The organism is Brumimicrobium mesophilum, assembly GCF_003025005.1.
Taxonomy (GTDB): domain Bacteria; phylum Bacteroidota; class Bacteroidia; order Flavobacteriales_D; family Crocinitomicaceae; genus Brumimicrobium; species Brumimicrobium mesophilum.
In genome coordinates this window covers 1-5,402 of sequence record NZ_PVSS01000029.1, presented here as the reverse complement: position 1 = coordinate 5,402, position 5,402 = coordinate 1, and the positions used below count along the sequence as shown (strand labels likewise).

Genomic DNA, 5,402 nt, shown 5'->3' with positions numbered 1-5,402 from the left:
TTGTCAGGATATTGAGAGTTGAAAAAAAGATTTAAAATTAAATCTAAATAAAGCTTGTAAATGTAAAAAGCCTGAGTATCTTTGCGCCCCGCAAACGAGCGAGGGAGTGTTTGAGAAAGCTTCAAAAACTTTTTTAAATTAAATTCAAAATAAAGCTTGCAGGTTAAAATTAATTACTAATTTTGTCCTCCCCGAAACAAACGTGTTACGGGAATATAAATTCAGAAAGGTATTTAAGTTATTAGATTAGCTACTTACAACAATGAAGTTCTTTGATAGATTGAGAAATAAGGAAACAGCATAATAAACAAAATTAATGAGCCACAACAAATATTCAAAGTCTTTTACAACGGAGAGTTTGATCCTGGCTCAGGATGAACGCTAGCGGCAGGCCTAACACATGCAAGTCGAGGGGTAACATTGGTGCTTGCATCAGATGACGACCGGCGCACGGGTGAGTAACGCGTATGCAACCTACCTTCTACAGGGGGATAGCCCGGAGAAATCCGGATTAATACCCCATACGATCCTTACAACACAAGTTGTTAGGAGGAAAGCTTCGGCGGTAGAAGATGGGCATGCGTTCTATTAGTTAGTTGGTAGGGTAACGGCTTACCAAGACAGCGATAGATAGGGGGCCTGAGAGGGTGAACCCCCACACTGGTACTGAGACACGGACCAGACTCCTACGGGAGGCAGCAGTGAGGAATATTGGACAATGGGCGCAAGCCTGATCCAGCCATGCCGCGTGCAGGAAGAATGCCCTATGGGTTGTAAACTGCTTTTATTTAGGAAGAAACCCCCCAACGTGTTGGGGGCTGACGGTACTAAACGAATAAGGACCGGCTAACTCCGTGCCAGCAGCCGCGGTAATACGGAGGGTCCAAGCGTTATCCGGAATCATTGGGTTTAAAGGGTCCGCAGGCGGGCTTTTAAGTCAGTGGTGAAATCTCTTGGCTTAACCAAGAAATTGCCATTGAAACTATAAGTCTTGAATTCGGTCGAAGTGGGCGGAATGTGTCATGTAGCGGTGAAATGCATAGATATGACACAGAACACCGATAGCGAAGGCAGCTCACTAGGCCTGAATTGACGCTCAGGGACGAAAGCGTGGGGAGCGAACAGGATTAGATACCCTGGTAGTCCACGCCGTAAACGATCATTACTCGATATCAGCGATATACAGTTGGTGTCTAAGCGAAAGTGATAAGTAATGCACCTGGGGAGTACGATCGCAAGGTTGAAACTCAAAGGAATTGACGGGGGCCCGCACAAGCGGTGGAGCATGTGGTTTAATTCGATGATACGCGAGGAACCTTACCAGGGCTTAAATGCATAATGACAGGACTGGAAACAGTTTTTTCTTCGGACATTTTGCAAGGTGCTGCATGGCTGTCGTCAGCTCGTGCCGTGAGGTGTTGGGTTAAGTCCCGCAACGAGCGCAACCCCTATCTTTAGTTGCTAGCAGGTAATGCTGAGGACTCTAGAGAAACTGCCAGCGCAAGCTGAGAGGAAGGCGGGGACGACGTCAAGTCATCACGGCCCTTACGTCCTGGGCTACACACGTGCTACAATGGTCGGTACAGAGGGCAGCTACCAAGTGATTGGATGCGAATCTCGAAAGCCGATCTCAGTTCGGATTGGAGTCTGCAACTCGACTCCATGAAGCTGGAATCGCTAGTAATCGCGCATCAGCCATGGCGCGGTGAATACGTTCCCGGGCCTTGTACACACCGCCCGTCAAGCCATGGAAGCTGGGGGTACCTGAAGTCGGTAACCGCAAGGAGCTGCCTAGGGTAAATCTGGTAACTGGGGCTAAGTCGTAACAAGGTAGCCGTACCGGAAGGTGCGGCTGGAACATCTCCTTTCTAGAGGGCCATTAACAGCGTTTGTTAGCTGTTTTCCATTTCTTAATCAATAAATATCTCTCCCACCACGTGGAGCAAAGCAATTGAGGTGGGATTATTCATTTAGTCCCGTAGCTCAGTTGGTTAGAGCACTACACTGATAATGTAGGGGTCAGCAGTTCAAATCTGCTCGGGACTACTATTTTATTGGGGGATTAGCTCAGCTGGCTAGAGCGCCTGCCTTGCACGCAGGAGGTCATCGGTTCGACTCCGATATTCTCCACTATATTTCATCAAACGAGATGAAATTTTTTATTTACGAGAGGTATTTACGATTTTTATAAAGGTTATTAGCATTGAATTGCGATAATTTACAATAAAAGTTCTTTGAAATGTTGGAATTGATTGAAATAGTAATAGAATAAAGAAAACTAATAAGTTATTAAGGGCACACAGGGAATGCCTTGGATTTGAGAGGCTATGAAAGACGTGATACGCTGCGATAAGCTACGGGGAGAAGCAAATATTTATTGATCCGTAGATTTCTGAATGGGGAAACCCGTTATGTTGAAGACATAACATCCACTTCGGTGGAAGCTAACCTGGAGAACTGAAACATCTAAGTACCCAGAGGAAGAGAAAACAATAGTGATTTTGAGAGTAGCGGCGAGCGAAATCGAAATAGCCCAAACCGGAGTTGTTTCGGCAACTTCGGGGTTGTAGGACTACAATGTGGACTTATATGATATAATCGAAACGAGTTGGAAAGCTCAACCGTAGAGGGTGATAGTCCCGTAGATGAAATATTGTATATACCTAGTAGTATCCTGAGTAGGGCGGGACATGTGAAATCCTGTCTGAATCTACCAGAACCATCTGGTAAGGCTAAATACTCCTCAAATACCGATAGTGAACCAGTACCGTGAGGGAAAGGTGAAAAGAACCCTGAATAAGGGAGTGAAAAAGATCCTGAAACTGTGTGCCTACAAGCGGTCGGAGCCTACGGGTGACGGCGTGCCTTTTGCATAATGATCCTACGAGTTACTCCTCATTAGCGAGATTAAGGTTCTCAGAACCGTAGTCGAAGCGAAAGCAAGTCTGAATAGGGCGATTTAGTTAATGGGGGTAGACGCGAAACCTTGTGATCTATCCATGGTCAGGTTGAAGTTCCGGTAACACGGAATGGAGGACCGAACTGATATACGTTGAAAAGTGTTCAGATGAACTGTGGATAGGGGTGAAAGGCCAATCAAACTAGGAAATAGCTCGTACTCCCCGAAATGCATTTAGGTGCAGCGTTCAGGTCGAGTCTTATAGAGGTAGAGCTACTGATTGGGCTAGGGGGCTTCACCGCCTACCAAACCCTGACAAACTCCGAATGCTATAAGATATACTGAGCAGTGAGGGCATGGGTGCTAAGGTCCATGTCCGAGAGGGAAAGAACCCAGACCATCGGCTAAGGTCCCAAAATATACGCTAAGTTGAACTAACGTGGTTCGATTGCATTGACAGCTAGGATGTTGGCTTGGAAGCAGCCATTCATTTAAAGAGTGCGTAACAGCTCACTAGTCGAGCGATCGAGCGTGGATAATAATCGGGCATAAGCGTATTACCGAAGCTGTGGATTTTCTAATTAAATTTAGAGAGTGGTAGGGGAGCATTCTATGTGCGTTGAATGTGTACTTCGAGGTATGCTGGAGCGCATAGAAAAGCAAATGTAGGAATAAGTAACGATAAAGCAGGCGAGAAACCTGCTCACCGATAGACTAAGGTTTCCTGAGCGACGCTAATCGGCTCAGGGTTAGTCGGGACCTAACGCGAACCCGAGAGGGGTAGTGGATGGACAATGGGTTAATATTCCCATACTAATTGTAACTGCGATGGGGTGACGGAGTGATGAAAGATCTGCGAACTGACGGAATAGTTCGTTAAAGCGTGTAGCTATATTTTGTGTAGGCAAATCCGCACAGAATGGCCAATGTGATAGTACCACAAGTCTACGGATGAGTGGATAATGATCCTAAGTGCTTCCAAGAAAAACCTCTAAGCTTCAGGTTACAATTACTCGTACCGCAAACCGACACAGGTAGTCAAGGAGAGAATCCTAAGGTGCTCGAGTGAATCATGGCTAAGGAACTAGGCAAAATCGTCTCGTAACTTCGGGAGAAGAGACGCCTCTCTTCGGAGAGGCCGCAGTGAATAGGCCCAGGCGACTGTTTATCAAAAACACATGGCTTTGCGAAAACGAAAGTTGAAGTATAAGGCCTGACACCTGCCCGGTGCCGGAAGGTTAAGAGGAGATGTCATCCGCAAGGAGAAGCATTGAATTGAAGCCCCGGTAAACGGCGGCCGTAACTATAACGGTCCTAAGGTAGCGAAATTCCTTGTCGGGTAAGTTCCGACCTGCACGAATGGTGCAACGATCTGGGCACTGTCTCAGCCATGAGCTCGGTGAAATTGTAGTATCGGTGAAGATGCCGATTACCCGCAACGGGACGGAAAGACCCCGTGAACCTTTACTATAGCTTCACATTGACATTGGACACTTTATGTGTAGGATAGGTGGGAGACTTTGATGCTGCGTCGCTAGGCGTAGAGTAGTCGTTGTTGAAATACCACCCTTAAATTGTCTGATGTCTAACCTGTTTTTAATGGGGACATTGTGTGGTGGGTAGTTTGACTGGGGTGGTCGCCTCCAAAAGAGTAACGGAGGCTCCTAAAGGTACCCTCAACACGGTTGGTAATCGTGTGTAGAGTGTAATGGCATAAGGGTGCTTGACTGAGAGACCTACAAGTCGATCAGGTAGGAAACTAGAGCATAGTGATCCGGTGGTTCCGCATGGAAGGGCCATCGCTCAAAGGATAAAAGGTACTCCGGGGATAACAGGCTTATCACTCCCAAGAGCTCATATCGACGGAGTGGTTTGGCACCTCGATGTCGGCTCGTCACATCCTGGGGCTGGAGAAGGTCCCAAGGGTTGGGCTGTTCGCCCATTAAAGTGGCACGCGAGCTGGGTTCAGAACGTCGTGAGACAGTTCGGTCCCTATCTGTTGTGGGCGTTAGATTTTTGAGAGGACCTTTCCCTAGTACGAGAGGACCGGGAAGGACGCACCTCTGGTGTACCTGTTGTGGCGCCAGCTGCATCGCAGGGTAGCTACGTGCGGATGAGATAAGCGCTGAAAGCATCTAAGCACGAAACTCACCTCAAGATGAGAAATCTTTTAAGGGCCGTGGAAGACTACCACGTTGATAGGCTACAGGTGTAAAGACAGTAATGTCAAAGCCGAGTAGTACTAATAACCCGTAAACTTATAGTTCTCTACTGTTACTATTTCAATCACCCAATATTTTCATAGCAACCAAAAATATTTGTGTTAGCATTTGCTAATCAAGATTTTCGGTGTCTATTGCAGCAGGGTCCACCTCTTCCCATTCCGAACAGAGAAGTTAAGACTGCTTGCGCTGATGGTACTGCCCTTTTAAGGGTGGGAGAGTAAGACGACGCCACTTTTTTAAAACCTCATACATTAATTTGTGTGAGGTTTTTTTGTTTT

At 46.7% G+C, this 5,402-nt stretch carries 2 tRNA genes and 3 rRNA genes; all 5 read left to right on the top strand.

Going from position 1 to position 5,402, the window contains the following annotated elements:
* The first annotated feature begins 346 nt into the window (after positions 1–346).
* Positions 347–1,868: ribosomal RNA gene (locus C6368_RS16800) — 16S ribosomal RNA — on the top strand.
* A 104-nt stretch (positions 1,869–1,972) separates the two neighbouring features.
* A tRNA-Ile gene (locus C6368_RS16795) sits at positions 1,973–2,046 on the top strand.
* A 10-nt stretch (positions 2,047–2,056) separates the two neighbouring features.
* A tRNA-Ala gene (locus C6368_RS16790) sits at positions 2,057–2,130 on the top strand.
* A 149-nt stretch (positions 2,131–2,279) separates the two neighbouring features.
* Positions 2,280–5,165, top strand: a 23S ribosomal RNA gene (locus C6368_RS16785).
* Between the two features lie 79 nt (positions 5,166–5,244).
* Positions 5,245–5,358: ribosomal RNA gene (gene rrf, locus C6368_RS16780) — 5S ribosomal RNA — on the top strand.
* Together the 16S, 23S and 5S rRNA genes with 2 tRNA genes alongside form the textbook arrangement of a ribosomal RNA operon.
* Positions 5,359–5,402 lie beyond the last annotated feature (44 nt).